The sequence below is a fragment of the Nitrospira sp. genome (genome assembly GCA_016715825.1).
In the GTDB taxonomy this organism is placed as follows: Bacteria; Nitrospirota; Nitrospiria; order Nitrospirales; family Nitrospiraceae; genus Nitrospira_D.
Genome location: JADJXO010000002.1, coordinates 293,418 through 318,579 on the forward strand (window position 1 = coordinate 293,418; position 25,162 = coordinate 318,579).

The 25,162-nt window shown below is 52.7% G+C and carries 22 protein-coding genes and 1 pseudogene; 22 read left to right on the forward strand and 1 reads right to left on the reverse strand.

What is annotated here, in order from left to right:
- The first annotated feature begins 132 nt into the window (after positions 1-132).
- The 9 genes and pseudogenes from IPM58_07490 (at position 133) to IPM58_07530 (ending at position 10,237) form a co-directional block, all read left to right on the forward strand.
- Positions 133-552, forward strand: coding sequence for a CopD family protein (locus IPM58_07490; GenBank protein ID MBK9306917.1), 420 nt, complete (start codon positions 133-135; stop codon positions 550-552).
- A 285-nt stretch (positions 553-837) separates the two neighbouring features.
- Positions 838-1,302, forward strand: a complete 465-nt coding sequence (locus IPM58_07495) for a cytochrome c (protein ID MBK9306918.1) — start codon at positions 838-840, stop codon at positions 1,300-1,302.
- Positions 1,303-1,496: 194 nt separating this feature from the next.
- The gene (locus IPM58_07500; GenBank protein ID MBK9306919.1) at positions 1,497-1,805 is read left to right on the forward strand and encodes a hypothetical protein; all 309 of its coding nucleotides are present in this window, start codon (positions 1,497-1,499) and stop codon (positions 1,803-1,805) included.
- A 76-nt stretch (positions 1,806-1,881) separates the two neighbouring features.
- On the forward strand, positions 1,882-3,129 hold the full coding sequence (locus IPM58_07505) for an FAD-dependent oxidoreductase (GenBank protein ID MBK9306920.1): 1,248 nt from the start codon (positions 1,882-1,884) through the stop codon (positions 3,127-3,129).
- Positions 3,130-3,144: 15 nt separating this feature from the next.
- Entirely contained in the window at positions 3,145-4,872 is a 1,728-nt protein-coding gene (locus IPM58_07510; protein MBK9306921.1) for an FAD-dependent oxidoreductase, read from the forward strand.
- A gap of 54 nt (positions 4,873-4,926) precedes the next feature.
- A complete protein-coding gene (locus IPM58_07515) occupies positions 4,927-5,115 on the forward strand; it encodes a DUF2892 domain-containing protein (GenBank protein ID MBK9306922.1) in 189 nt (62 codons plus the stop codon).
- Between the two features lie 39 nt (positions 5,116-5,154).
- Positions 5,155-5,700, forward strand: a complete 546-nt coding sequence (locus IPM58_07520) for a hypothetical protein (GenBank protein MBK9306923.1) — start codon at positions 5,155-5,157, stop codon at positions 5,698-5,700.
- A gap of 23 nt (positions 5,701-5,723) precedes the next feature.
- Positions 5,724-6,791, forward strand: a complete 1,068-nt coding sequence (locus tag IPM58_07525) for an efflux RND transporter periplasmic adaptor subunit (protein ID MBK9306924.1) — start codon at positions 5,724-5,726, stop codon at positions 6,789-6,791.
- Between the two features lie 109 nt (positions 6,792-6,900).
- A pseudogene (locus IPM58_07530) lies at positions 6,901-10,237 on the forward strand (efflux RND transporter permease subunit).
- A 225-nt stretch (positions 10,238-10,462) separates the two neighbouring features.
- Here IPM58_07530 and IPM58_07535 read toward each other — a convergent pair.
- Positions 10,463-11,152, reverse strand: a complete 690-nt coding sequence (locus tag IPM58_07535; GenBank protein ID MBK9306925.1) for a response regulator transcription factor — start codon at positions 11,150-11,152, stop codon at positions 10,463-10,465.
- A gap of 679 nt (positions 11,153-11,831) precedes the next feature.
- On the opposite strand from IPM58_07535, the gene IPM58_07540 reads away from it, so the two are divergent.
- The 13 genes from IPM58_07540 (at position 11,832) to IPM58_07600 (ending at position 25,162) form a co-directional block, all read left to right on the forward strand.
- On the forward strand, positions 11,832-12,380 hold the full coding sequence (locus IPM58_07540) for a hypothetical protein (GenBank protein MBK9306926.1): 549 nt from the start codon (positions 11,832-11,834) through the stop codon (positions 12,378-12,380).
- A gap of 71 nt (positions 12,381-12,451) precedes the next feature.
- The gene (locus IPM58_07545) at positions 12,452-12,733 is read left to right on the forward strand and encodes a transposase (protein MBK9306927.1); all 282 of its coding nucleotides are present in this window, start codon (positions 12,452-12,454) and stop codon (positions 12,731-12,733) included.
- A gap of 74 nt (positions 12,734-12,807) precedes the next feature.
- Complete coding sequence (locus IPM58_07550) at positions 12,808-13,434, forward strand: polysaccharide biosynthesis/export family protein (protein ID MBK9306928.1); 627 nt, start codon at positions 12,808-12,810, stop codon at positions 13,432-13,434.
- 183 nt (positions 13,435-13,617) lie between these two features.
- Positions 13,618-14,805 carry a hypothetical protein gene (locus tag IPM58_07555; protein MBK9306929.1) on the forward strand — a complete coding sequence of 396 codons (1,188 nt, stop codon included), beginning with the start codon at positions 13,618-13,620 and terminating at the stop codon, positions 14,803-14,805.
- 26 nt (positions 14,806-14,831) lie between these two features.
- Positions 14,832-17,177 carry an AAA family ATPase gene (locus IPM58_07560; GenBank protein ID MBK9306930.1) on the forward strand — a complete coding sequence of 782 codons (2,346 nt, stop codon included), beginning with the start codon at positions 14,832-14,834 and terminating at the stop codon, positions 17,175-17,177.
- 100 nt (positions 17,178-17,277) lie between these two features.
- Positions 17,278-18,240, forward strand: a complete 963-nt coding sequence (locus tag IPM58_07565; GenBank protein MBK9306931.1) for a TIGR03013 family PEP-CTERM/XrtA system glycosyltransferase — start codon at positions 17,278-17,280, stop codon at positions 18,238-18,240.
- Positions 18,240-19,154, forward strand: a complete 915-nt coding sequence (locus IPM58_07570) for a DUF3473 domain-containing protein (protein ID MBK9306932.1) — start codon at positions 18,240-18,242, stop codon at positions 19,152-19,154. The genes IPM58_07565 and IPM58_07570 overlap by 1 nt, the downstream gene beginning before the upstream one ends.
- Before the next feature lie 283 nt (positions 19,155-19,437).
- Complete coding sequence (locus IPM58_07575) at positions 19,438-20,595, forward strand: glycosyltransferase family 2 protein (protein MBK9306933.1); 1,158 nt, start codon at positions 19,438-19,440, stop codon at positions 20,593-20,595.
- Between the two features lie 77 nt (positions 20,596-20,672).
- A complete protein-coding gene (locus tag IPM58_07580; GenBank protein ID MBK9306934.1) occupies positions 20,673-21,683 on the forward strand; it encodes an SDR family oxidoreductase in 1,011 nt (336 codons plus the stop codon).
- 19 nt (positions 21,684-21,702) lie between these two features.
- Positions 21,703-22,857, forward strand: a complete 1,155-nt coding sequence (locus IPM58_07585) for a LegC family aminotransferase (GenBank protein MBK9306935.1) — start codon at positions 21,703-21,705, stop codon at positions 22,855-22,857.
- Entirely contained in the window at positions 22,850-23,479 is a 630-nt protein-coding gene (locus IPM58_07590; protein ID MBK9306936.1) for an acetyltransferase, read from the forward strand. Before IPM58_07585 ends, IPM58_07590 begins: the two co-directional genes overlap by 8 nt.
- 28 nt (positions 23,480-23,507) lie before the next feature.
- Positions 23,508-24,230: a pseudaminic acid cytidylyltransferase gene (pseF, locus tag IPM58_07595; protein ID MBK9306937.1), complete on the forward strand. Its 723-nt coding sequence runs from the start codon at positions 23,508-23,510 to the stop codon at positions 24,228-24,230.
- A gap of 17 nt (positions 24,231-24,247) precedes the next feature.
- Positions 24,248-25,162, forward strand: a complete 915-nt coding sequence (locus tag IPM58_07600; protein MBK9306938.1) for a hypothetical protein — start codon at positions 24,248-24,250, stop codon at positions 25,160-25,162.

Consider the following 25,162-nt stretch of genomic DNA (forward strand, 5'->3'; position numbering starts at 1 on the left):
CGGGTGTCTCACAAACCTTGATGAAAAATCCGATCCTGAGATGAACATGATCCCTGCGATTGATTTTGAGAAGGCATGTATTCAACCCTGGTAATTCTCCACATACTCGCCGCTATGATCTGGATAGGAGGGATGATTTTTCTCTCCCTGGTCCTGGCCCCCTTGGTGAGGGGACGGAAAGCGGTGCCGGAATTCATGGCGCTGTTTCGGTCTGCGGCCCTCCGATTTCGCCCGATTGTCTGGGTTGCCATTGCGGTATTGCTCATCACCGGACCGATGTTGTTGTCACACCGAGGCATCTCCATTATGTACCCATCTTCGTGGGCTGGGATTGTGACGGTGAAACTGACACTGGTGGGGGTGTTACTCTGCTTGACCTTGCTTCATGACCTCGTCTTCGGTCCTCAGGTCAGTCGGGTCAGTGCTATCGCAGAATCTCAGCGAACGACCGGAGAGCGAGTCATCTTCAAATCTGCTCGCTGGTTGCCGCGTCTTTCGTTGCTCATCGCGCTGGCCGTAGTCGTTGCAGCGGCGATGCTGGCACGGTCTTAAATTCACGCCGCTGTCGCCTTCTGCAACAGCGATTTGCTCCAACATGTAGAAAAGCTCCCCCTTTCTCCACGAGTTGGTTTGTCGTAAGTGTTCCCTAACTTATTGAATCTTCAGTGCAAGGAATTGTATCGCCATGCGGTATTTCCGTGCGGAGTCTTATTTGCAAGGCCACTGTCACCGTGCGTCGTCACCGATGGTTCTGACAGAAGGTTTGTGCGTGAGTTCCCTGGAGGGGTGTCGGTTCGGCGTGAAGAAAGATCCATGCGGTGAAAACGAGGAGATCAGATGAAACAAGGACTATGTCGAGCAGCGGTGATCCTGTGGGTGCTCTCGGTTGCAGCAGCCGGGTGGTTTTTCGTGAAGGGGTGGACGGCGAAAGGAAGTGATGGGCGGACCGAAATCCTCTTAGCGCCGGCTGAGCGGGATCAGATCCTCGCGGAGATGCGGCATCTTTTGAAAGCGGTAGACGGCATCATCAGGGGATTGGGAGAACCGAAACCTGATCTAAAAGCAATGGAAGCAGCAGCCCGAGGGGCTGGGATGAACATGGCCGCAGACGTGGAGCCGGCGATGATGGCCAAGCTGCCGCTCCCCTTTAAACAGCTGGGCATGTCGATCCACAAGGATATGGATGCGCTGGCCGATGCGATCGTGCAGAACGAGACACCTCAACAACTCTTGCAACGATTGTCAAGCATGACAGCCCGCTGCACGACCTGTCACGACATGTACAGATTCAGCGCGCACTAATGGCTGCTGGTATTCAGAAGTCGCCAATCAGTAATGGAAAGGAGATGAGAGCAGAGGCGAATCCATTTCCGATGTCGAGACTCCCATATAACTGAGAGCTCCTGTCATGGCCGGATGGCACGAAGCCGGAACGGCGGGAAATCCGCCACAACCGAGAGCAATGTCGCTCCGGTACGGTCATTACGGAGGTGTTTATGAAGTCCAGAGTTATCATACGTGCGGTTCTGACTGCAGCCATGCTGTTGCCGGTTGGTTTCGTGGCGATCGGGTCGGCACAGGATCTCGACCGTGACCGCGATCAACTCAAGACACAGCAACAACTCAAAGATCAGGACAAGCTGCAGACCAAAGATCAGCTCAGAGAAAAGGATCAGCTCAAGGAGCAGGAAAGAACACGGGAACGCGAACGGACCCGAGAGCAGACTCGCACGGAGCGTCCGGAAAAGCCTCAGCACGAGAGAGCGGAGCGGCCTGAGCGCGGTGGAGCAGCTCGTGGCCGGTGATAATGCGAATTCAGTGCGCTGTCAGTTGAGTGCTGAGTTGGCGACTCGACTCAGCACTCGGCATGGGAGGTGAACGATGGCACGAGTGGCGATTATCGGCGCATCAATCGGCGGGTTGCCGGCCGCCTATGAAGCCAGGGCGCTGTTGGACAAGAAACATACGGTAACTGTCATTTCAAACGTGAGCTCGTTCCACTTCGTACCCTCGAATCCATGGGTCGCGGTCGGCTGGCGTAGCCGCAAAGACATCAGTTTCGAGCTGGGCCCCGTGTTGGCTAAGAAAGGGATCGAATTCGTTCACGCCACGGCGGATCGAATCGAACCGGAACAAAGCCGCGTCGTCACGGCGAAAGGAGATGTGCTGTATGACTATCTCATCATCGCCACGGGGCCGAAGCTCAAGTTTTCCGCTGTGCCAGGCCTCGGTCCGAGCGGGTACACGCAATCGGTCTGCAACGTGGATCACGCTGAACAGGCCTGGGGTGCGTACCAGAGTTTCTTGAAGGACCCAGGTCCGATTGTGATCGGTGCCGTGCAAGGTGCCTCCTGTTTCGGTCCGGCTTACGAAATGGCCTTCATCCTGGATACCGACTTGAGGAAGAAGAAGCTTCGGAAAAAGGTGCCGATTTATTTTGTGACACCGGAACCGTATATTGGCCACATGGGCCTCGCCGGAGTCGGGAAATCACGTCGGCTGATGGAAGACGAATTCGCCGAGCATTCGATCAAGCCGCTCCACAACGCGGCGATCAAGGAAGTTCAGCCTGGGAAGATGCTGTTGGAAGATGGCCAGGAGATCCCCTTCCGTTACTCGATGATGATTCCACCATTTGCAGGAGTCGATGCTGTAGCGGGGACGCCGAGCTTGTGCAACCCCAAAGGCTTTGTCAATGTCGATGCATACCAGGCGAATCCTAAGTACCGGAACATCTATTCGGTTGGGGTCTGCGTTGCTATTCCACCGGTCGAACAGACGCCGGTGCCGACCGGCGCGCCCAAAACCGGGTACATGATCGAATCGATGGTGTCGGCGGCCGTTCACAATATCAAAGCGGATATTGAGAACAATCCGAAGAAAGAAACGGCCACGTGGAATGCCATCTGTCTGGCGGATATGGGAGATACCGGGATGGCCTTCGTGGCGCTGCCGCAAATGGCTCCACGCAACGTCACGTGGGCCAGGAAGGGCAAATGGGTACATCTTGCAAAAATCGCCCTCGAAAAGTATTTTCTCATGAAAATGAAAAAGGGCGTGAGTGAGCCGTTCTTCGAAAAGGCGATTCTCCACGGGATGGGGATCACCAAGCGTGAAAAGGCGCTCTAGGGAAAATTCAGATCTATGACCTCAACTCGACCGCTCCGTCTCGTCATTGTCGGCGGAGTCGCAGGCGGAGCAAGCGCCGCAGCCAGGGCGCGGCGACTTGATGAGTCGGCCCACATCGTATTATTCGAGCGTGGTTCCCATGCCAGCTTTGCCAACTGCGGCTTGCCTTACTACATGGGCGGGGAAATTGCAGATCGCAATGACCTCCTGGTGGCCGATCCAGAGACTCTCAAGGGCTCACTCGCGCTCGATGTTCGGACAAAGACCGAGGTGGTCGCGATTGATCGGGTAGCGAAGGAGGTCGAAGTGCACGAACTCACGACCGATAGAAGGTATCGTGAGCCGTTTGACTTCTTGATCCTTTCAACCGGGGCTGCTCCGCTTCGGCCCACCAACCTGCTGGCCAAGGTCGGGTTGAAACATCCACGTGTCGTGAGCCTCCGTAACCTGGAGGATGTGGACCAGCTCAAGGGGATTGTGGATGGTGGCGCTCAGAAAGCAATTGTCCTAGGGGGCGGGTTTATCGGAGTGGAAGTCGCCGAACAGCTTGCCCACCGAGGTGTGACCACGACGTTGGTCGAGAAGAATCCGCAAGTGTTACCCCCATTCGATGCAGAAATGGTCGTGCCGCTCGAACAGGCGTTGATCGAGCGGGGCGTTGCTCTGCATCTCAGTGACGCCGTGGTCGATCTGGAACCGGACGGCCACGATCAGGGTGTGCGAGCGATTCTGACCGACGGTCGGGTCCTGGAAGGCGATGTGGTCGTCCTGGCCATCGGGGTGCAGCCGGAAAACCTGTTGGCTCAAACTGCTGGTCTCAAAACCAACGATCGCGGTGCGGTGAAGGTCAACGAACATCTGCAAACCAATGACCCACACATTTATGCGGTCGGCGATGTCATCGAGGTGCCGGATCCAATATTGGGAGGATTGACTCATATTCCATTAGCCGGTCCTGCGAATCGCCAGGGCCGGTTGGCAGCAGATCACATCATCGCCAGGGTACAAGGAAGGGGCGACTCTGTCCCGCCTTACCGAGGGAGTCAGGGAAGCGCGATCGTGCGAGTCTTTGACTTGACCGCCGCCATCACCGGGAAGTCCGAGAAGGCACTCCAGCGGGCAGGCAAGGAGCGGCATCGCGACTACGAGGTGATCTATGTGCATCCCTATCACCATGCTCATTATTACCCTGGAGCGAAGCGGCTCACGATCAAACTGATTTTTGAAACGTCTTCAGGGCGAATCCTTGGCGCCCAAGGTGTGGGCGAAGAGGCGGTCGATAAGCGGATCGACGTGCTGGCCATGGCAATTCAAATGGGAGCCACGGTCTTCGATTTAGAGGAGGCCGAGCTGTGCTATTCCCCACAATACGGCAGTGCGAAGGATGCCATAAACCTCGCGGGATTCCAGGGGGCCAATGTGGTGCGCGGCGGCACAATACCGATCACTCCTGTTGAACTGCGGGCCGCATTGGAGACGGCCACCCCACCGCTGGTGGTCGACGTGCGCAGTCCCACTGAGTTCGGCGAGGACCATATTCCTGGTTCCATCAACATCCCGTTACCGGAATTGCGCACGAGAGTGGGCGAGCTGCCGACTGATCGGCCGGTCGTGACCTACTGCGCGGTCGGCCAGCGTGGATATTTTGCCGAGCGAGTGCTCCGGCAGGGAGGCATGACGGTTGTTCGTAACCTGACCGGAGGGTTTGTCAGCTGGCAGAGGCTCGTTTCTGAGTCTGTGTGAATCCTTTGCGTTGGGTCGGTCTCTCATGAGCAAGAAGCAGAGGAGGGAGCAACCATGAAACTCAATGAGCAGCTCCGATTAATCGCCGGCGTGTTCGTGCTTGTCGCCGTCGTCTTGGGTGCAACGGTTCATCCATACTGGAATTATTTCGCCGCCTTTGTGGCGGTAAATTTGATCCAATCGGCCTTTACGGGGTGGTGCCCCATGATGGCGTTGTTACGTAAGCTTGGGGTACAAGAATAGCCGTGTATTGCGGAGGACTATGACGGGTCAGGAGAAACCATGGCCATCCCGTTGAATCTCGAAGGTGCATTCGACAGCGAGGAGGCCCTACGGGGCATGATTGTGAGTCGAAAGGTCTGTTTTGATCACAATCCCTTCTACGTGAGAGATGGGTCAGGGCGGGTCGTCCAAATCGGGTTTCAACTGAACCTCTACTCAGCCTTTCAGGATCCTCGGCATCTGCCGTCAGGTGAAGACCTGGAGCTGCGCGAGTTAGTCGGGGAGCTGCGCCGCCTCTGTCGTGTGTTCTTTCAGTCATTGGACCTTTTGAAGCCCTGCGAACACCCCGAACCACCGATGCATCGGATCATGTATTCTCCGGAACGCCGGAATCGTGCCGAGATGTGCCTTCAGATCCCTATTTTCGATCGCGGACATTACGGTGCGACACCGGATCGCAAGATAGAAGAGCTGCTGGCGACGGCCGAATGTCTCCTTCGCCAATTGGGGGCCAGGCGCGGGGTATGGGACGATCAAAAGGGGGCTCATGCACGACCGGAGGATCGCTGTGAGGACCATGCTCGCGCGGCCACTGGTGGACAGTGAGCCAAGATGAATGTACGTCACCGATGACGGGCAGATCCGTGATGCACCTCCTCGTTGCCGTCGTGCTTCTGGCCGGTTGTGGGCCCAAGGAGGAACCGGCCACAACCGTGGTGTCGGCCGCTCCAGAAAAGACCATTCAGGCTTCGGTGGTCGAGGTGAAGTCGACCGCGGTGCCGATCCGTGTTGAAGTGACCGGTCAGGTCGCTGCGATTTTTCAGGCCACGCTCTCCAGCCGCATCCAAGGCACGATCGACAAGCTCCTCGTCAGGGAAGGCACGAAGGTTTCTAAGGGTCAGGTGCTGATTCGGCTGGATAGTCGTGACCTTCAGGCAGACTTGGCCCGTGCCAATGCCGACGTCGAAAATACGAAAGCCCACCTCGATCGTATGGACCAACTGTATACCCAAGATGCCGTGTCAAAACAGGAGATGGAGAATGCGACCAGGGGCTACCGAGTGGCAGAAGCCAACCGTAAGGCAGTGGAGGCGCAGCTCAGCTATACGGTGGTGAGGGCGCCGTTCGATGGTGTCATCACCGAAAAAAACGTGGAAGCAGGCGAATTAGCCTCCCCGGGCCAGCCACTGCTCAAGATAGAAGATCCTCAGCGCCTCAGGTTGGAAGCCACTGTGGCGGAAGGTGATCTGAAGGCCGTTTCTAACGGCGACAAAATTCCTGTGGTCATTGATGCGTTAGAAGGAGATGTCTTGAACGGCACGGTCAGTCAGATACTTCCTGCCGGCGATCCGAGGACCCATACCTTTATGGTCAAAGTTGAGTTACCCACCACTCAAGGACTGAAGACCGGCATGTTCGGTCGGTTCCAGCTCGACAAGGGGACCACGCCAACGATGCTCGTTCCATCGGCAACCGTCGTCGAACGGGGCGAACTGACCAGTCTTTATGCGGTAGGAACGGATCGGGTCGCGAGACTTCGTTGGGTCAAACTCGGCCGGCGTTTTGAGAACCAGGTGGAAATCCTATCAGGTCTTAACGAGGGTGAACGAGTCTTGAGTGACGGCAGCCAGGGAGTTGACGGAGCGGCTGTCCAGATCACCCAAACGGTGGCAGCGCCGCCGACGGGGGCACCGTGAAGCGTATCGGCGAACGGTTTCGAGTTTCATGTTTCAGGTTTCAAGTGCTTGGTTTCTGATCAACATGAAACTTTGAACTTGAAACTCGGAGTCGAGATACGAACGACGCATGACGAACTATCGCCCAGGACTCAGTGGCCGCATCGCTGCCCTCTTCATCGACAGTAAGCTCACGCCGCTCATCATGGTCGGTGTGTTGGTGCTGGGCCTGTTTGCGGTGATCGGCACTCCTCGTGAGGAGGAGCCGCAGATCGTGGTGCCGATGGCCGATGTTTGGTTGCCATTTCCTGGTGCCTCGGCCAAAGTCGTCGAAGAGCAACTCACCAAGCCGTTTGAGCGGAAACTCTCCGAGATCAAAGGCGTCGAATACGTCTATTCCATTTCACGCCCCGGTGGTGCGCTGATCATCGTCCGCTTCTACGTCGGGCAGCCGATGGAGCAGAGTCTGGTCGATCTCTACGACAAACTCATGTCGAACCAAGATCTGTTACCGCCGGGTGCCGAACCGTTTCTGGTCAAGCCGAAGGATGTGAATGACGTTCCGATCGTCACATTCACCCTCTCCAGTGAGCGGTATGGAGACTTTGAGCTTCATAGCCTCGCGGAACAGGTCCTAGAGGAAGTCAAGAAGGTCTCCGGCACATCGGCCGGGTTTATCGTCGGCGGGCGGCCGCGTGAACTCGGGATTCAAATAGACCCGACTCGCCTGAAGGCGTATGGACTCACGCCCTTGCAAGTTGCGAACGTGGTCCGTGGGGAGCATAGCGCGTTGTCGACGGGTCGCTTTGACAGCCGCAATCAAAGTGTCCTCGTGGAGACCGGCCGCTTCATCCGGTCGCGGGACGATCTGGAAAGCTTAGTCGTCGGTGTCAGCGGGCAGCGACCGGTCTATCTTCGTCAAGTGGCAGAGGTGACCGACGGCCCAGCGGAAGCGACGAGCTATGTCTGGCACGGTCTTGGCGCTGGAGGTACCCGTGAAACGTCGGACGTGAAGCGTGAAGCGGAGCCTACGAACGACACTGCACGAGATACGCTTCACGAATTTCCCGCGGTCACGGTGGCAATCGCGAAGCAGGTTGGTGTGAATGCCGTGACCGTCGCCGCCGATGTGATCCGCAAAGTGGATGAAATGAAAGGCCTCGTCATTCCATCGGATGTGCACGTGACCGTCACTCGTGACTATGGTGAGACGGCTCAGGAAAAGGCCAATGAATTGCTGTGGCATCTGCTTATCGCCGTCGTGGCGGTGGTCACCTTCCTCGGCGTCGCCTTGGGGCTACGGCCGGCCCTCGTCGTGTCGATTGCAATCCCACTGACCTTGGCACTCACCTTGTTCACCTCGATGATGATTGGATACACCATCAACCGCGTCACGCTGTTTGCCCTAATCTTTTCGATCGGTATTCTCGTGGATGATGCGATTGTCGTCGTCGAAAACACCTACCGGCATCTGAAATTGCGCCATACGTCGCATCACGAAGCCTCCATTATGGCGGTGGATGAAGTCGGGAATCCTACCATCCTGGCGACATTCACCGTCATTGCCGCACTCCTACCGATGGCCTTCGTCTCCGGCTTGATGGGCCCCTACATGAGACCGATTCCCGTCAACGCCTCCATCGCCATGTTTTTTTCGCTTCTCGTCGCGTTCGTCGTGATTCCCTGGTTCTGCCAGACCTGTTATCGCCCAGGAGCCGTCGTGGCCGGTGTCGACCATGAGGGGGACGAACGAGGATTCACAGCTCGCATCTATCGAAGCATCGTGTCTCCGTTACTGGCCTATCCCCTTCTGGCCTATACGTTTCTCGGGGTGGTCGGCCTGTTGCTCGTGGGATCGACCCTGTTGTTCTACACGCGTCATGTCGTCGTCAAAATGCTTCCGTTCGATAATAAGAGTGAAATCCAGCTGGTGGTTGATATGCCGGAGGGAACGACACTCGAAGAGACCGCTCGTGTGACGCAGGCATTGACCCGCTATGTCAGGACCATTCCCGAGGTTCGAGACTATCAGGCCTATGTCGGCACGGCGTCGCCTTTTAACTTCAGCGGGTTGGTCCGTCACTATTACTTGCGGGAACTCCCTCACGAAGCGGATATCCAGATCAATCTCGTCGCGAAGCACGAGCGGGACGCCCAAAGTCATGAAATTGCACAGCGGATCCGGCCATCTGTGCACGAGATCGCTCGGGAGTTTGGTGCGAACGTCAAGATCGTCGAAGTGCCTCCCGGCCCCCCTGTGCAGTCGGTGCTCGTGGCGGAGGTGTACGGTCCCGATTACAACAGACAGCTTGCGGTGGCCCGTGAGGTGCGGACCTTGTTCGAACACACGTCCGGAGTAGTGGATGTGGATGACTATATTGAAGAGGAGCAGGCAAAATATGTCTTCACGGTGGATCGAGCAAAGGCCGCCCTCGCCGGGATTTCCAGCCAGGACATCGTCCATACCCTCCGGATGGCGCTCCAGGGAGCCAAGGTTGGGTTGGTCCATATCCCTCAGGAGAAGAGTCCGGTTCAAATCGTGTTGCGCCTCCCGCTTGCTGAGCGGACGGGCTTGGAGCACCTGGGAGAGATCGGGATGCGCACGAACACAGGCGGCATCGTCCAACTATCCGAACTGCTTACCATCGAGCAGACGGTCCAGGACAAGGCGATCTACCATAAGAATCAGAAGCCGGTGGTCTATGTGCTTGCCGATGTCGGCGGTCCCGGAGCGGAGCAAGCTGAGAGTCCGGTCTATGGCGTGCTCGGAGTCGGAAAAAAGTTGGAAGAGCTTCCGACCTGAGGAAGGCTATCAGATCGAACAATACTACACTTCGCAGCCTTGGTCGGAAGAGAAGCTTGCCATGAAATGGGACGGCGAGTGGCACATTACCTATGAAACGTTCCGTGACATGGGGATTGCCTTTGCTGTGGCTATGTTGTTGATCTATTTGTTGATTGTCGGACAGTTCCAATCCTTCATCACCCCGCTGATCATCATGGCCCCGATCCCACTGACGCTGATCGGCATTCTGCCGGGACACTGGCTGACCGGATCGTACTTCACCGCCACCTCGATGATCGGATTCATCGCGCTGGCGGGTATCATCGTGAGGAATTCCATCCTCCTCGTCGATTTCATCCAACTTCAAGAACGAGCAGGGGTATCCTTGTCGGAAGCCGTGATCACAGCCGGAGCCATCCGGACCCGCCCCATCCTACTGACCGCCGCAGCCCTGATGGTGGGTGCCTTTGTCATCATTCTCGACCCGATCTTCCAAGGGTTGGCCGTCTCCTTGCTGTTCGGGGTCGGGGCGTCCACGCTCCTGACCCTCGTCGTCATTCCTGTGCTCTACTACCATATGATGGGGAGGTCGGCAGGTCCGAATCCTGCCGATGGTTGCGGGGCCATAGGAAGCGAAGATGCCAACTCTCACGGGAAATCTTCACAGGCAGTCTCCGCCTAATTCTGTCGTAACCCTGTGATCGTCTCCTGGGAAACTCTCTTCCGAATCAGTACAGAAGGTACCCTCTCATGATGAAGCCTGTCAAAGCAGTTAACCTGGCTACCCTCTAACTCCGTTACCGGTAATGTTTGGATCAGCAACAGAGCCACACCCTAGTAGGGTGTACAGCATTCGACTTCGAATGGTGATACCAAGAAAGAGTTTGGAGTGATTCCAGTTAGTCGGTCAGACCTGTGTGGAGCGGATATGATGCGCATGGACCAAGAGTTTCTGTCGATTGGGAACACCGACCTTGTCGAAAATACTGGTTAAATGATGACGGACTGTGTTGTCAGAGATAGACATCTGGTTCGCGATGTCCTTGTTCGACAGCCCCTGACCAACCAATCTGATCACCTCTCGCTCGCGCTGGGTCAATTCAGCAGGCCAGACTGCGGGGCCAGGTTTTGTAGAGGCTGTGTTCCCGACGACACTTGTCGGGGTTGCGAACTTTCCCACATCACCCTCCACGGGGTTAGCATGAGGGCCAACGGGTAATAGCGCTTCAATGGCTGCGAGCACAACCGTCGGGGGTTGAATCTTCAGGATTACAGCATCAACCCCGTAATCCACAGCTTCGCGCGTGCTCTCCTTGTCCTCGAATCCGCTCAACAGCATAATTTTTGACAGAGGGGCAGCTTCTCTTAAATGTCTGATCGTACCGAGCGTGTCCCGTTCAGTCTCCATGTCAAGAATAATTACGTCGGGACGGTTTTCTGGGAGTATGACTGCTGGCGTCATCCGTTGATGTTGATGCACTACGACCCGCAGATGCTCCGTTCTTTTACTCTCGAACATCTTCTGCAATCCGAGCAACAGAAGATGATGCCGACTAACGATAGCTACGGTAAGGGTGGGAACTGCGGAATTCGTCATGGTGTTTCCTATCAATCTCACATGTCAGGACGTGAGGTTGTCAGTGAGGAGAGGCTTCCAAATATAGGGCGTAACTCGGTCATGAGATAAGATCTGATTCTCTGGGCCTTGTTCGCTAGCCGTGATTCTACGCGATGGCAGATCCAGCCCTTATTACACAAACATAGTAGGGCTCCATCAGGCACGACCTAGTATTTACTGGATGGGTACAAGTGAATCTACCATAGATAGATCCATATGGTCGAGCTAAATAGCATTAGAATCTAATCTTGTCCGGTGCCTAATGCCATCACGCTTTCGTATAGGTCGATAGGTGCTATCGTCTCTCTGTATGTGGTTAGGCTATCCGGTTGAGATCTTGATCCATGCTCCCGTGCGTAGATAGTTGGTGCGAGTACAAGGAGAACGTTTCATTTGTGATTAACATAAGTAATTGTTATACATACTTAAAATAAATATCATGATTACATGTCCATAGGCGAAATGAACCGACTTGTGCGGACGAATGTGCTGGTGGGGGAGGCACAAGAATTATACATTCGGCCCATGGTCCATGAAGGTAGTCTCTGGCATAAATGGGGCTGTATGGATCTATGTGTAGAACCATACAGTTTTTTAGCCCTGGTACCGAATAAGCTAGGTGGTCGAAGCAATAGACTGGGACCAATGGGGCGAAGCTATGCGTACCAGCTATCAAGAAATGCAGATGATGAGGCAAGAAGAGGCCCCAGCGGTCGAGGCAGAGCTACGATGGTATGCCCTTCATACACACTGCCACCAAGAGAAGCAGGTTCGAGACCGACTGCTGGCAGCAGGGATAGAGCCGTTTCTGCCGGTCACCAGACAATATCGTCAATGGTCTGACCGGAAAGTGTGGACGGTATCACCTCTTTTTCGTGGATACTGCTTCGCTAGGTTCGGATTAGATCGGAGCTTAGCCATTCGCAAGACACCGGGTGTCGCTCGTATTGTTGGCATCATGAAACCAGAACCCATCCGACCCGAAGAGATCATAGCTCTTCAGCAGATCGTCTCATCTGATCGCCCAATTGAACCTTGTGATTATCTCGTCGAAGGAATTTCGGTTGAAGTAGTACGGGGCCCCCTTGCTGGACTCAGGGGAGAATTCGTAAGGAAGACCAAACAGCATGGGTTGGTGATTCGCGCGTCATGTATTCAGCAGGCGGCGCTCATTCATATCGAAGCTGACGAAGTCGTTCCCATCTAGTGAGCCTGCCGCTCGCAAGATTCCCAAAGTATGTCCATGAAACTTTGTCCACAAAATGTTGAGAAGTTGTGATGTCTAAGTTGCATTTTCCCCAGGAGCATATAAGAGCTGCGCTCGCAGAGGTAAGTGCCGGTCGTCCGGTCCGCGAGGTTTCCAGGAAACACGGGATCTCCCCAAATACTCTCTACCGGTGGCGGGCAAAGTTTGGTAATGCAAAGCAACTAGATGATAGAGAGAGGCTCCGTTCATTAGAGGAAGACTACCAACGACTGAAAAAACAATTCGCGGAGCTTGCGCTTGATTACGCAGCGCTGCGGACTGCCTTGATCGAGGAGGCCAGGGGAGATTGTTAGAGAAGCACTGTTGTCCATGATATGCGTAACGGACTGACTCGCAAATATCAGTCCTCAAAAAGAAAGAGTTCCTCATGGCGATTAGAGATAAATCTTGCACAGTACTTAGTTCGATTCTCCTCGTCGGCATAACACTCGGTGCGGTGGCATGCGCCAATGAAAAGGTGACCTACAAAGTCGACCTGATTGAACCGTCTGATTTTTTTCTTGGACCGGAGGATGTGCTGAAAGTAACTGTGTGGAAAAGTCCTGATCTATCAGGCGAGATAACGATTCGTCCAGATGGCACGATCACCATGCCGTTGATCGGTGATGTTCCGGCTGCCGGACATACGGCCAATGTCCTAGCCCAACACATCAAGGAACGGCTTACAGAATACGTCTCATCACCAGTTGTCACTGTACAAGTAAAAGAAGTGAACAGCTATTTCATCTATGTGTTGGGAGAAGTAGTGAGGCCAGGCAAGTATCCGCTGAAGTCCTATGCCAATGTGATGCAGGGCATCTCGCTGGCCGGCGGCTTTGCCCCGTTTGCATCCAAGAACAAGATCAAGGTATTGCGCAATGTCAGCACCGGTTCCGAAGGGCATGAGGAAAAGCGACAGATTGAAATTCCCGTGAGTTACACCGACATTCTAAAGGGCACCGCCGTGCCGGGAAACTTCATTCTGCAGAGCGGCGATGTCATTGTGGTGCCGTAATTGCGTACACGATGGCTGCTTGCGCCAATTGCAAGCATCACTCTTGGACTAGGCGTTGGGTTATGGTCCCCAAGTCAAGCCCAGATCGGGGGCATGGGGGGCATGGGAGGCATGGGAGGAGGGGGTGGATCGATAGGAGCCATACCAGGGGCTAGTTTTGAGAGTGCGACGGATCCAAGTTCGATGCGAACGGCTAGTGGTTTCCATATTGTGCCAATGGTTACTGTTGGTCAGCGATATGACAGCAACGTGTTTTTTGCGCCCAAGACTCCGGGGCTTGACCGAGACGATTTTGTCACAACCGTGAGTCCTCAGGCACGAGTCCTTTTTGGAGGCGATCTGGTCTCGCTGAACACACGAGTTGGAGCGATCGGTCAATTTTTTGCCAAGAACAGTGAATTGAATAACGTGGGCGCGAATGTAGGGCTGGTTGTTGACGCAAGTAAGTTCCTGGGTCAATTCTGGCCTGGGACTCGGTTTACCGTGGCGGACTCCTATGTTTTTACCCCAGAGCCACTCGCGTTCTTGACGGGGAATCTAGACACACAGGAAGTGAATCCACTCCTAAGAGGGTTTCAGGCTATTCGTGCAAATACACATAGCAACAGCGTCTCCGTAGCACTTGCGGTTCCCGTAAGTCAGAGCCTTGACCTCACGGCTCGCTATCTGAACAGCCTTACGCATTTTGGCGAGCCAAAGATTCAACAAGAGGGTGTATTAGATGGTGCGTTACTGAACACCACATTCCAAACGTATGCGGTGGGGCTTGGGAAGAGGATTTCGTTGCAGGATACCGTGTCGGCATCGTTTTTAGGATCCAAGGCAGACTCCGGCAGTACGCAGTCCTTTTCAGGGTATGGTGGTTTCGTGGGGTGGGATCACATGTTTACTAAGAAAGTGACCTTGCGATCTACAGTAGGCGTTCAGAAGGTAAATGATAATTCTGGTTCAGGAAATTCCAGTATCGCACCTGGCGGTTCCCTGACCGTCTTCTGGAACGATACCGTAAGATCTTGGCGCCTTTCCTACAACGTGGGCCTCACACCGTCATTGCAGTTCGTAGGGCGCCCAATTCTTACTCACGCAGTCAACTTCACGGTAACCCAACGAACGTTCATCGAGAATCTTTCGGCCTTTGTAGGTCTAAATTATGGCCGAGGGAATGAATTGGGTGGAGGTAGTTCATCATCTTCATCGGAAATCTCATACACCTCGTATAGTGGATCCGGAGGGATGAGTTATAAGGTCACGCCAAAGACGTACGTCGTTTTGATCTACAGCTATTCACGATTTAATAACAGATTTGGGTCACAAATATTTGAGTTAGACAGGAACCTAGCTCAGATATTTTTGACTCAGGCATTCTACTAAAAACTCCTTCACTTAAGGTCTAGATCATGATGCGATCGCTGACACAAGAAGATCTGCTGTTAATACTAGCTAAGAGAAAATGGTGGATCCTGACTTGCGTGGTGGTCTGTGTTCCTCTGGCCTATGGATCGTGGAAATGGTTTCCGAAGACCTATAGATCCTCTGTTGTCATGACGGTTGATAGTCCAAAAGTCGCAAAGGATTACGTGAAAGGTTTAGGAGGACCAGAGGGACGAGGCCTGGACGACCAAGCAGCTATTGCCATGCAACAGGTCACGTTGGCCCTTACGAACAAGTCAGTATTACTCCCCATCATTGAGAAGATTAAGCCCTATCCAGTCAGTGGAGGTGCGCCAGCGGAGTCTTCGATCAATCGCCTTCGCAAGGACATCACGCTCTCAAGATCCAAGGATGGAATTGGCATTGCGATTTCCTATGTGCACTTTGATCCTCTGATAGCTCAAGGCGTTCTGGCTCTTTTGCCGGTTATGCTGCAGGAGGACAATGCGAAACGCCGTGAAGGACTCATTGAGACAACCGCGAAATTCCTATCCAGCGAACTTGAGCGAGTAAAGGGGGAGCTTGAGGCGAAGGAACACACGATCTCAGAATTTAAGAAGGCTCATACGGGTGAATTACCAGCACAATTGGATGCCAACTTGCGCAGCCTCGATCGATTGCAGGCTGACCTTACCAGTACCACTGAGTCACTGAATAAAGCAGGAGAACGGCTTACTGCCTTAGAGAGAGCCATCAGGGAATTCTCTAGTCTCGAGTCGACGGAGGTGCTTTCGATTGAGGGAGCTAGCCGTCGGATAAATATCTCAAAGCCTGTCGAGCCCCGTCGTGCGCGATTAGCAGAGTTGAAGAAAAACCTAAACGAACTTCTGGTCATCTATAAGGACACGTACCCGGATGTGGTGCACCTTCGAGAAGAAATTCGCAGGCTGGAATCGGCACTCGTACTGTCAGATAAGGATCAACCAACGGTGGTCGAGCCTGGTAACGGAGAGGCGGCAGGGGAGAACGAGAGCGCCCGTCGAGAAATCCGTAAAGCAAGCGATCCTTTCTTGATCGAACTAAAAAAGGAGCATGATGCAGTAAGGAGTGAAATTGCGTTCCTCAGGCAGAAACAAGCCAATACAGTTCAGCAGATTAGGGTACTGGAAACCCATGTCGCCCGTACGCCGGCTGCTGAACAGGGGCTTGCAGTTCTAGTTCGAGACTATGAAAATCTCCAGAAGGGGTATCAATCTCTTCTTGATAAGCGAACAAATGCACAAATTATTGAAAACTATGAGACCCGTCAGTTCGGTGAACAGTACCGAATCATCGAACCGGCTAACTTTCCTTCATCCCCGGAGCCTCCGACACTCCTACATTTCCTCCTCGGTGGACTTGGAGCGGGGTGTGCTCTAGGTTTTGGAGGAGCTGTTGGACTAGAGCTTCTCAAGAGGGGCTTCCACCGGCCTGAGGAAATCGAAAGCCTGCTTGGCCTTCCCGTTCTCGCGTCGATACCTCCTTTTACGGCAGGGATGACAGGAATGCGCTCAATCCGCTCACAGGCGCTACTTACAGGGCCCAAGAGCGGCGCTGGAACCTCTGGAAGTGCCGCAGACTATTATGAGTACGGAAAAAACGGGAAACGTACGAACTCCGGTAGCAAGCGCGCCGCAGACACAGGCCTGCCCGCTAATATGCAGTTGATCGCAAAGTGGGCGCCACAGACTATAATTGCAGAGCAATATCGAGTGGCCTCTACGCGATTCCTATTGAAGACGGCTGAAAAGGAGAAAGTGGTCACTCTTATCACCAGCAGTACCATGGGTGAGGGAAAAACGACCACGGCAGTCAATCTTGCCTACATTCTAGCCCATGACCTGAAGAAATCTACTCTCTTGATCGACTGTGATTTCAAGCGGCCTATGGTCCACGAATATGCGGAAATTTCGATGGAGCCTGGTCTCAGTGAGGCAGAGCAGGGAAAGGAAGTTCTTGAACATTGTCTTCATCACTATGAAAACATCCCGCTGTCGATCTTGCCATGTGGTAATGCCAAGGGGAGACCGGCCAGTATTTTAGGGATTCAGTACGTGAAGCAGGTCTTGCCGCAGCTAAAAACCCGCTATGACCATGTCATTTTAGATGGACCGCCTGCGTTGGTCCTGGCAGACGCCAATGTTCTTAGTAGCATGGCGGATCAGGTGATCTTCGTCGTGCGAGCTGGTTTGACGAGCCAGGACATGGCACGCAAAGCAGTGAGACATCTTGGTGTCGAGAGCGACACCGGCGGAGTTGTCTTGACGCATGTCGAGATGGACTATACCCCCTATCTCTCCTATGAGAACCACTATGCCGCTAAGAACAGTTGAGCTGATAAACAAAGAGGCGGTTGCAGATCTTGATCAGCAATTGTGCCGCTTCACAGAGGATTCATATCCAAAATGGAATTCGCTGCATTCCAGAAGACGGATGCTCATTTTGGGGGGTGGGAAGCTTGCTAAGGAGCTTTATCAATTCGTACTCTCCGAGCGCCTAGACCTCATGGAGATTGTTGGGGCGCTGGTCGTGGAAAATGATCGAATAGAGAGAAACCATGAAATACCAGGCTTAATCGGCACCCACGAGCAGTTGGCACGAGTCGTTGAAGAACAGCGGGTCAATACCATCGTGGTTTGTTTTGAGGATCGCCGGTCCGTCCTGCCGGTTGAACAGCTTCTCGATCTGAAGGCAATGGGGATAGACGTTCTTGATGGGCACCAATTGTTTGAAGAGGTTTCTGGTCGGCTCTCCATTGATTCACTCCGTCCAAGCAACCTCATTTTTTCAACTGGTTTCAAGCAGAGCACGGTAACCCGTGTTACCAAGCGATTCGTTGACCTATCGGTTTCAGCCGTTGGGTTGCTGGTGCTGTCCCCGCTATTCATACTGGTGGCACTTCTGATTAAAGCTGAATCTGCGGGGCCGGTCATCTACCGTCAGCTTCGTGTGGGATTGCGCGGACGCCCCTTTCTGATTTGGAAACTTCGATCAATGAAACAAGACGCTGAGAGCTCCGGCGCCCAGTGGGCTCAGACAGATGACCCTCGAATCACTCGCATGGGAAAATTGCTGCGAAAGTTTCGTATCGATGAGTTTCCGCAGCTCATCAACGTGCTACGAGGGGAGATGAGTCTTGTTGGTCCACGCCCAGAGCGACCGATGTTTGTCCAAGATTTGCGCAAAATCATTCCATATTATGACTTGAGGCATACGGTACGGCCAGGAATCACGGGATGGGCTCAGATTAAGTTTCGATATGGCGCCTCTGCGGAAGATGCCCATATGAAGTTTCAGTATGACCTCTATTACGTCAAGCGTCTATCTTTTATGCTTGACATGAGAATACTCGTCGAGACAATGCGAACGATATTGCTCGGGGAAGGGGCGAAGTGATGGCTCTCGGCCAGGAACATCAGGAGAGGACGGGACGGCATGTACTCTCGTTTGACGTCGAAGAACATTTTCAAGTATCGGCCTTTTGGTCCGATGCGAGAAGACAACAGTGGGACCGACTGGAAAGTCGTGTGGAGTCTAATACACTCCGGCTCCTGGAGATCCTGGCACAGACCGGAACAAAGGCTACATTTTTTGTGCTGGGATGGGTGGCGGAGCGCCATCCGGAGTTGGTCAAAGTGTTGGCGAAACATGGGCATGAAATTGCCTCGCATGGTTACGGACATGAGTTAGTGACTCATCAGACGGAAGGTGAGTTCCGGGAGGACATCAGGCGATCAAAGCACATTTTGGAAGACTTGTCGGGCAAGAGCGTATTCGGCTATCGTGCTCCAAGTTTCTCGATTACTGATCGGACTCCGTGGGCGTTCGCAATTCTAGCGGAAGAGGGCTATCTCTACGACTCTAGTATCTATGCACGACTCCAACGTTCGGAAAGAGTCATGAGCGAGTCCAGTGTGCGCGAGATTATAACGACAGGGGGAAACATTTTTGAAGTTGCCTTGTCTACGGCAAATCTATGGGGGATTCAGCTCCCTATTGCTGGGGGAGGGTATTTTCGCCTCCTCCCCTATTCAGCGTCGAGAATGTTTTTGAAGCAGTTTGAGAAAACAGGCAATCAATTTGTCGTGTATCTTCATCCTTGGGAGATTGACCCGGATCAGCCTCGAATGGACGGGCCTCTGGTTTCACAAGTCCGCCACTATTTGAACCTCAAGAGAACGGAGAGGCGGCTCCAATCTCTCTTGCGCGATTTTTCTTTTGCCTCCGTCGTAGACACCATTCAGCCAATCCGCGAGATGGTCCGGATGCGGGCACAAGGCCACCAAGCTCACTGCGCAGCATCTTCATGAATTGTATTGTCCTCTGGGAAGACCCTGGTGTGGCGCATGTGGGTATTTCTCATCAAAATCATTGAGGAAGTCTTTCTGTTGCAGCAATGCTCGGATTTCTGCCTCGCTGGCTAACAGGTGCGGTGGGGCTCCTTTTCTGTTCATCGCAAGACGTCGAAGCTGTTCGTTTTCTACCCCGTTGAGGCGCCGTCATATTTGGCAAGAAATATCACACCGACTTCCGCATTTCCTACTACGTCCATTATCTGCTTCGAGCAGGATCAGGCAACGATAGGTCTTTAGAATGTATCTAGAAGTAGGATTCTGGATGTGCGTCGGACTAGTCGCATACATCTATGTCGGCTATCCCATTTGTGTGTTCCTGCTGTCCACGGTCTATAGACATCGTTCTCACAGATCTCCTTTGGAGCCGACAGTGACGGTCGTCATTTCCGCTTACAATGAAGAGTCTGAGATAGAAACGACCGTGATGAACAAGTTGAATCAGGATTACCCATCGGACAGACTCAGGGTTCTCGTGGTCTCCGATGGATCTGCTGATCGTACGGATGAGATTGTTAAAACTCTCACGAAGGATCACACGCATAGGGTGATGCTTCTTCGGCAGGAACCTCGGCAAGGCAAGACCCAAGCGTTGAATATGGCGGTCCAGCATCTGTCGTCCGATATCGTCGTATTTGCAGATGCCAATTCTATCTATGCGCCTGATGCGATTCGTGCGCTCGTTCGCAATTTTTCTGATCCCTCGGTTGGATACGTGACTGGTCAGATGCTCTACGGGAATCCAGGAATGACAGGGATTGCTGAAGGGTCTGGTTCATATATGTCCTATGAAAATACGTTGCGGATGTGGGAATCCAAGATAGGATCAATTGTTGGTGTTGATGGTGGAATCGATGCAATTCGTCGGCAGTGTTACGTTCAGATGAAAGCTGACCAACTACCAGACTTTGTTCTTCCGCTTAGTGTGGTTGAGCAAGGAAGAAGAGTCATCTATGAGCCAAACGCCGTTCTTTATGAACCGGCTCTTTCTGATGCGGTTAATGAATTTCGAATGCGCGTACGGGTATCTCTTCGCGCTATGTGGGCGTTGTATGACAAAAGAAGCCTGCTGAATCCTCTTAGGTATCCATTGTACGCATGGCAATTGGTCTCTCATAAGGTCTTTAGGTACGGCGCGTTCCTCCCTCTTATGGGATTGCTCATGTTTAACATGATGATAGTGGGTCGACATTCACTCTATGTTTGGTTTTTGGGATTGCAGGTTATTGCCTATACCGTTGCTATTGTTGGACACTTCCTGCGGAACACGTCATGGGGAGTAGCGAAAATGCTAATCCCATATTATTTCGTAATTCTGAATATGGCCTGCGCGTTATCTTTTTGGAAGTTTCTTCGAGGACAGAAGATAGTTCTTTGGTCTCCAAGGCTAGGGGCCTAAGGAGAGGAGGGGAAACGCTTCTGTATGAATAGCGAGAACTATAGGAGCATCTGTGTGTCAGAGGAAGGTCAAAGGCAATGGACATAAATGGCAAAAAGGTTCTTGTGACCGGATCTGATGGATTCATTGGTTCACACCTAACAGAGGAGCTTGTCCGTCGGGGACTCAAGGTTCGAGCATTTGTGAATTATAACTCTTTTAACTCGTGGGGATGGCTTGATCACTCCGAACCAGAGTTGCTAAGCAGCCTGGAAGTGTTTGCAGGGGACATACGCGACCCTCATGGTGTTAAGCAGGCGATGAAGGGATGTGACCTGGTTCTCCATCTCGCCGCTCTTATCGCGATTCCGTTTTCCTATCATTCGCCGGATACCTACATAGATACGAATGTAAAGGGGACATTGAATGTCCTCCAGGCTGCACGGGAGCTTGGGGTTCAACGGGTGATTCATACATCAACAAGTGAGGTATATGGCACCGCGCGCTTTGTACCGATTACAGAGGAACATCCATTGCAAGGTCAGTCACCATATTCTGCCTCAAAGATCGCGGCAGACCAGATGGCGATGTCGTTTTATTATTCGTTCAACACCCCTGTTACTATCATTCGCCCTTTCAATACGTATGGTCCGAGACAGTCAGCTCGAGCGTTCATTCCTACGGTAATCACGCAGATCGCTTCAGGAACTCGTGTCCTGAGGCTTGGGGCGTTACATCCAACTCGAGATCTCAACTATGTCGCTGATACGGTAGCGGGCTTTATTGCAGCCATTGATTGCGAGCACTCCGTGGGGGAAGTGATTAATCTTGGCAGCAATTTCGAAATCTCGGTTGGGGAAACTGCCAACATGATTGCGGAGATTATGGGTGTAGACGTAACAATTGCCATAGATGAACAGCGCCTGAGGCCCAGCAAGAGCGAGGTGGAAAGACTTTGGGCTGATATCACGAAGGCAAGGAAGCTTCTGAACCATGCTCCTGAATATGCCGGAAAAGAAGGCCTGAGAAAGGGTCTTACTCGGACAATCAACTGGTTCACTCATTCAGCACATCTCAAGCAGTATAAGGCAAGCATTTACAACATTTAGCACACATAAGAAGACACAAATGATTCCACTGTCAGTCCCATCTCTGAAGGGAAATGAATTGAAGTATGTCAAAGAATGTTTAGATACAGAATGGGTTTCATCGGCGGGAACGTATGTGGAGCGTTTTGAATCTAACCTTGCATCATTTGTACACGCGCCAAACGCAGTTGCCTGTGTAAATGGAACAGCAGCGCTCCAGGTCGCGCTCGTGATCCTAGGTGTTCGACCTGGTGAAGAAGTTCTCGTCCCGACTCTTACATTCATTGCCACCATCAATGCTGTCCGGTATGTGGGGGCTGAACCAGTCTTTATGGACTGTGATGATTTCTACAATGTTGACGTTGATAAGACTCTGGAGTTCTTGGCCAAGGAGACGGAGTTCCGAAATGGGAATACGTACAACAGGACAACAGGGAGAAGAATTGCTGCCATAATACCCGTTCACGTGTTCGGCAATGCCGTCATGCTTCATAGATTTATTGATCCTTGCCATGAGCGTAACATTCGCATTGTGGAGGATGCGACGGAGAGTCTGGGTACCTATTATCTTAATTCGGAGCTGCAAGGTCGGTATACGGGCACGGTAGGTGATATCGGTTGTTTTTCATTTAACGGCAATAAAATTATTACGACCGGTGGCGGCGGAATGCTTGTGACGAGTAGTGCCGAGTATGCAGAAAAAGCGCGATATCTCACCACGCAAGCCAAGGATGATGAAGTTAGATACGTGCACAATGAAGTAGGGTTTAATTTTAGATTGACCAATATTCAGGCAGCAATCGGCGTCGCGCAGCTGGAATGTTTGCAGGACTTTCTTGAGGCAAAACGCAGAATCTACGCCACATATAAAGACAAAGTGTGTGCGATCGAAGGGGTGTCAGTTGCAGATGTTCCGGCCTACGCAAAGAACAATCACTGGATGGTGGCGGTACAGCTTGATACCAGGCGTTACGGGAAGAATCGCGAAGAGCTCATGGCATTTTTGAAGGAGCAAGACATTCAAACAAGACCTGTATGGCATCTTAACCACCTGCAGGTCCCGTACCGCACATGCCAGAGCTATCGGATAGAGAAGGCGATAACACTGCATGAAAAGACATTGTGTGTTCCATGCAGCGTGAATCTTACGGAAGGCGATATCGATTGTGTGATAAGCAATCTCCGCCATGGATAAGATCGTAGTCATCGGTGGTGGAGGACACGCAAAAGTGGTGATCTGCGTGCTCAAGAAATTGGGTTATGCCATAGAAGGGTATACGGACAACCATGATCGAGGGATCATTCTGGGCATTCCTCGTTTGGGAAGCGATTCAAGTTTGAGTGGACTGATTGAAAGGAACCAGTGTTTAGCCGCGGTCGTTAGTATCGGGAAGGTCGACACGTCTGATACACGACTCTCGTTGCAACGACGGTTTGCCAAACTTGGGTTTGCGTTCCCGGTGATTCATTCTCCTCATGCGGTTGTTAATGAGGAGGTAACCATAAGGGCAGGTGCTGTCGTACTGGATGGAGCGATTGTGAATTCTGGTTCGACCATTGGTGAGGCCTGTATCCTCAATACAGGGTGCATCATCGATCACGATTGCGTCATCGGTTCGAATGTCCACATCGCCCCAGGAGTTACTCTGAGTGGAGGCGTATCGATAGGCGATAATTGCACGATTGGAACCGGAACACGCATCATCCAATCCGTCAAGGTCTGTGAAGGATGCCTGATTGGTGCGGGCTCGACGGTGGTCGAGGATATATCTGTGGCAGGGACGTACGTAGGAAGCCCAGCAAGAATGATCCGATGATGTTTCGAATGAAGGGGAATCGGGGATGATGCACACTGATACCTGCCTTGCGGTTATTCCGGCACGAGGCGGTTCAAAGCGGATTCCTCAAAAGAACATTCGTCTCTTGGGTGGCAAGCCGCTTTTGGCGTATGCCATTCAGGCCGCCCTGGACTCTAATCTCTTTAGGGAAGTCATTGTCAGCACTGATAATGAGGCAATCGCGGCTATCGCTACACAACTGGGCGCACACGTTCCATTTTTACGGGATGCAAACCTGGCAGACGACGTAACGCCTGTTTCAGCGGTCACAGCCGATATGTTGGACAAAATAGATTTGTTGGGTCAGCAGTATCGGTATGTTTGCCAATTGATGCCGAACTGTCCGCTACGCACCACGTCCGATATTGTCGATAGCCATCACCAATTTCTTGAGACAGGTGCAAAGGCCCAAATTTCGGTTGTTCGCTATGGATGGCAAAACCCGTGGTGGGCGATGGAAATGAACGAACATCAAATCCTGGCGCCTGTCTTCAAGGACTTCATGACCTCGCGAAGCCAGGATCTGCCGGCATTGTATTGTCCAACTGGCGCAGTGTGGTGGATCAAGGCCGACGTGTTGAGAAAAGAGAGAAGTTTTCACGTGCCGGGTAAGACCGGATGGGAAATGCCTTGGCAAAAAGGTTTGGATATTGATACTGAGGACGATTGGGCGTTGGCTGAGGCGCTATTACATCTCGGTTTCGGCAAGTTCTGTGACGCACCAGTCTAGGGAGCAGTTCCACCCCGATGCCGAATCCTACCCTGTGTGTTTACACAACCATGTATCCAAGTGCCAAGCCGTACTTGAACGATTGGTATCAATCCATACTTCGACAGACGGATCAGGACTTCCAGTTATGGGTTGGTTTGGACGCTATGAGCGTCGAAGAAGCTACGGCCGCAATTGGTGATGACGCGAAGGCAACATGGGTCCTCTCGGAGCCCGGTGATTCTCCGGCTCAAGTGCGACAGCGCGCCCTTGAAAGAATTGTGGAGCGTTACGATGGGGTGGTGCTTGTCGACAGCGATGACATTTTGCACGAATCTCGCGTTGCTGTTGCGCGAACCGATCTCCAACAGGGTGATCTCGCCGGGTGTGCGCTCAATCTCATAGATCGAACCGGGACACCGCTTGATATGATCATGACTCTGCCATCCACGGTACTGCTTGATGAGTTGTTTCCCCGGAACAATATATTCGGCCTCTCCAATTCCGCATTTCGAACTGATCTTCTTCGGCGATGTCTCCCGATCCCTTCCGCGACCGTCCTGGTAGACTGGTTTCTCTCAACGAGGGCCTGGCTCTATGGAGGGCGCTTGCTGTTCGATCGAATAGCGAGAATGGACTATCGCCAGCATGACCAGAACATGGCTCAAGTCAGACCCCCGTTTACCGAAATCCAAATAACACGCGACACGAACCGTGTGATTGAGCACTTTCAAATTGTTACAAGGATGTTAGGGCCGGAAACTATTACTGAGAGAGTACAACGGCTGGATCAAGTAAGGCACGACATTCAAACATTCTACGACAGAGTCGTAGTACGAACATCAGTGATGAAGTCATATCTCGAATCATTGAATCAGTTACCACCAACTCCCATCTGGTGGGCAAGCGTGGCACATCCGTCATTGCGGACGATGTGGGCGGAAGGAATCTAG

Bases quoted from the DNA above. Each gene is read 5' to 3' on its own strand.
- IPM58_07540 (MBK9306926.1), top strand. From the start codon at position 11,832: ATGCGTACCAGCTATCAAGAAATGCAGATGATGAGGCAAGAAGAGGCC.
- IPM58_07520 (MBK9306923.1), top strand. From the start codon at position 5,155: ATGGCCATCCCGTTGAATCTCGAAGGTGCATTCGACAGCGAGGAGGCC.
- IPM58_07510 (MBK9306921.1), top strand. From the start codon at position 3,145: ATGACCTCAACTCGACCGCTCCGTCTCGTCATTGTCGGCGGAGTCGCA.
- IPM58_07600 (MBK9306938.1), top strand. From the start codon at position 24,248: ATGCCGAATCCTACCCTGTGTGTTTACACAACCATGTATCCAAGTGCC.
- IPM58_07570 (MBK9306932.1), top strand. From the start codon at position 18,240: ATGGCTCTCGGCCAGGAACATCAGGAGAGGACGGGACGGCATGTACTC.
- IPM58_07585 (MBK9306935.1), top strand. From the start codon at position 21,703: ATGATTCCACTGTCAGTCCCATCTCTGAAGGGAAATGAATTGAAGTAT.
- IPM58_07545 (MBK9306927.1), top strand. From the start codon at position 12,452: ATGTCTAAGTTGCATTTTCCCCAGGAGCATATAAGAGCTGCGCTCGCA.
- IPM58_07500 (MBK9306919.1), top strand. From the start codon at position 1,497: ATGAAGTCCAGAGTTATCATACGTGCGGTTCTGACTGCAGCCATGCTG.
- IPM58_07590 (MBK9306936.1), top strand. From the start codon at position 22,850: ATGGATAAGATCGTAGTCATCGGTGGTGGAGGACACGCAAAAGTGGTG.
- IPM58_07495 (MBK9306918.1), top strand. From the start codon at position 838: ATGAAACAAGGACTATGTCGAGCAGCGGTGATCCTGTGGGTGCTCTCG.
- IPM58_07550 (MBK9306928.1), top strand. From the start codon at position 12,808: ATGGCGATTAGAGATAAATCTTGCACAGTACTTAGTTCGATTCTCCTC.
- IPM58_07565 (MBK9306931.1), top strand. From the start codon at position 17,278: ATGCTCATTTTGGGGGGTGGGAAGCTTGCTAAGGAGCTTTATCAATTC.
- IPM58_07535 (MBK9306925.1), bottom strand. From the start codon at position 11,152: ATGACGAATTCCGCAGTTCCCACCCTTACCGTAGCTATCGTTAGTCGG.
- IPM58_07575 (MBK9306933.1), top strand. From the start codon at position 19,438: ATGTATCTAGAAGTAGGATTCTGGATGTGCGTCGGACTAGTCGCATAC.
- IPM58_07555 (MBK9306929.1), top strand. From the start codon at position 13,618: ATGCGAACGGCTAGTGGTTTCCATATTGTGCCAATGGTTACTGTTGGT.
- IPM58_07490 (MBK9306917.1), top strand. From the start codon at position 133: ATGATTTTTCTCTCCCTGGTCCTGGCCCCCTTGGTGAGGGGACGGAAA.
- IPM58_07580 (MBK9306934.1), top strand. From the start codon at position 20,673: ATGGACATAAATGGCAAAAAGGTTCTTGTGACCGGATCTGATGGATTC.
- IPM58_07505 (MBK9306920.1), top strand. From the start codon at position 1,882: ATGGCACGAGTGGCGATTATCGGCGCATCAATCGGCGGGTTGCCGGCC.
- IPM58_07515 (MBK9306922.1), top strand. From the start codon at position 4,927: ATGAAACTCAATGAGCAGCTCCGATTAATCGCCGGCGTGTTCGTGCTT.
- IPM58_07525 (MBK9306924.1), top strand. From the start codon at position 5,724: ATGACGGGCAGATCCGTGATGCACCTCCTCGTTGCCGTCGTGCTTCTG.
- pseF (MBK9306937.1), top strand. From the start codon at position 23,508: ATGCACACTGATACCTGCCTTGCGGTTATTCCGGCACGAGGCGGTTCA.
- IPM58_07560 (MBK9306930.1), top strand. From the start codon at position 14,832: ATGATGCGATCGCTGACACAAGAAGATCTGCTGTTAATACTAGCTAAG.